We start from the raw sequence: 2679 nt of genomic DNA on the forward strand, positions 1-2679 counted from the left end.
CGTTGTCTTCGTCGGTCGTGGCGGTGTCGGCGACAGCCGTGGGCTGGTCATTTGCCCCCGTCACGGTCACCGTTGCGACCGCCGATGACGTGCCGCCGTTGCCGTCCGTCACCTCATAAAGCACCTCAACGGTCGCGGACTGGCCGGAGGCGAGGTATTGATAGGCCGTGCCCGGATCATAGGTGATGGACCTGTCATCCGCCGCGATGCTGACCGTGCCGAGCCCGGATTGGATGCTGGCCGATCCGACGGTCAGGGTGTCGGTCGTGTCCGGGTCGGTGTCATTGGCCAGCACGTCGATCAGAACCGAGCTATCCTCGTCGGTGGTGGCGGTGTCGGCGACTGCCGTGGGAGAGGTATTGATCCCCACCAGCCGCCCCTGAAGAACCGACGCATCGGTGATGCCGATCAGCGTCAGCGTGTCACCGCCACCGAAATTGAACACAAGGTTGCCGTTCTGGACCTGGGCAATCGCGAGCAATTGCGCCTGATCCCAGAACCACACGGCGGACATGTCGAGCAGGTCGCCATTGAAATCCTCGATCACATCGGCGCCGCCGGTATATATGAACGTATCTATGCCCGACCCGCCGTTCAGCGTGTCATTGCCACCCCGTCCTGAAAGCGTGTCATTGCCCCCGCCAGATTCAAGGCGATTATTGTTGGCGTCGCCCCCCAGTTGATCCGCACCATCCCCCGAGATCAGGTTTTCGATGCTGAACAGCTGGTCATTGCCGAAATCGCCGGTGTTCTGCGAACCACTGATGGCAAGATCGACGGTGGCGGACAGGGCAAAACTGGAATAGACCGCCGTGTCGTTGTCGCCGCCGCCGACCAGGGTATCGTCACCGTCACCGCCTTCCAGCGTGTCGTCGCCGTTTTCCCCGAAAATCTGATCGCCGCCATCCCGGCCGATAAGCAGATTATCGAAATCATTGCCGATCAGCGTGTCATTGTAGAAGCTGCCTTCGACGTTCTCGACATTGGAGATCGTGTCCGTGCCCTGGGAAACTCCCTGCCCAACGCTGAAGCGTAAATCGACCAGCACAGCGTCGTCAGAGCTGGCATAAATGACGATATCTGTCCCGTCGCCACCATCGATGTCGTCATTGCCGGTGCCGCCATGCAGCCTGTCGTCGTCATTGCCGCCGCGCAGGGTGTCGTCGCCGCCCCAGCCCAACAGAACGTCGTTGCCGTCCCCGCCGCGCAGCACGTTGTTGCCATCCGCGCCGACGAGAACGTCGTTGCCGCTGTAGCCGTCAAACACGTCTGGCAGGTCCTGGTCGGGGTCTTCGGGGTCGCGTTCTAGGTAATCGTTGACGCCGTCTGCGCCCTCGAACCATTCCCCGCTGGTCAGCTCTTCTAGATGGGAGACCAGCTCCTCAAGCTGGTTGCCACCAGAGCGGTCATAGTCAATGTCGACCACCGGGTCGATCGCCGGTGCAACCTGATCCTCCAAACCATACTGTTCGACAAAAGCCAGAAATCCAGCGGTGTCGACAATGTCGCCAACCTCTGGAACGATATCTAGAATGCTTCCAACACCCCCGACACTGATGCCAGTGATCGGCTCATGTACAAATTGAAGCAGTGTATTACTTGACTGCTGATCCGGAACCGTGGTGCCTGTCCGGAATTCCAGCGTAATCGTCCACGGCTGAGAACCTTCTACTTCTACAATGACGATCTCGATTCCCTGCTCCAACTCGTCGCGAAGCGGATCCGGAATCGATCGAAGATCCGCGATCGTGCGCAGCAATTCGGATTCCAGCTCAGCCGAGTAGGCACCGTCCTGAAAGATCTCCATCATTTGCAGACGCAAACCGGTTGCTGCGATCAGCATCGGGGCAATAGTCACCCGTTCCACCGGGGTTAAGCTCGCAAAGGACGTCACTTGCGCCAGCGCTAAATTGGAATACAAAACGGCATCATCGCGATTGCCCTGCTCTAATTGCGACTGCGCCACTCGCATGTTCGCTTCCATAGTGGAAATATGCGTCAGTATCGCGTCCCGCCGCGCCTCTTCAACATTTTCCGCCAGGGCTAGAGTCGCGTTCAGAAGCTCAGTCAATCGGCTGTTTACTGCTTCAAATGGATCTTCGCTAGAGAGGCCGTCATAGATCTGATAGGCGTCCCAGGCTATACCCATAGCGTCCCACGGTGATAATCTTGGCATCGTTTCTTCCCCCGGTGTGCCGCCGTCACACCCTCAAACGCAAATCACCAGAACCGCAGGCAGCGTTTCAAAATGACGTCAGAGCAACTCTGCGCCTCGAAAATTCTGACATCCTGGGCAAATCAACCGGTCGCGAGCCGTGCGAGTTATCGGGAAAAATGGCCAAAACCCCTAAGTAACTTATAGGTTTTTTCACTTACCCTGCAAAGAAAAACCTTTTCGGTGGTGGATCACGCGCGTCCGCGCGACGGGCGAGACCCACCGAGACCGCTGCACGACGCATCAAGCGATGAGGCTGGACCGGCCTCATCGCTTGGTGCGTTGATCTGTATGTGCAATGGTTGGATTGGTGCAATCTGGGGGGCAGGCTTGACCTGACCGTTCCGAAATTGGGCAGGTCGGTGTCCTCACCCGACAAGGCGCCAGAAACACCTTCGAAGGCAACGGGAGGAGGCAAGAAATTGCCCCTTCGCCAAGTATGCCTCAGAACACGAACTCATCCA

The 2679-nt window shown here is 58.1% G+C and carries 1 protein-coding gene; it reads right to left on the reverse strand.

Annotated features, from left to right (window positions below; genetic code table 11):
* On the reverse strand, positions 1-2149 hold a 2149-nt coding region (locus BKY26_RS19710), incomplete at its 3' end, for an Ig-like domain-containing protein (RefSeq protein WP_169829075.1).
* Positions 2150-2679: the final 530 nt, after the last annotated feature.

Source organism: Nioella sediminis (genome assembly GCF_001879695.1).
In the GTDB taxonomy this organism is placed as follows: domain Bacteria; phylum Pseudomonadota; class Alphaproteobacteria; order Rhodobacterales; family Rhodobacteraceae; genus Nioella; species Nioella sediminis.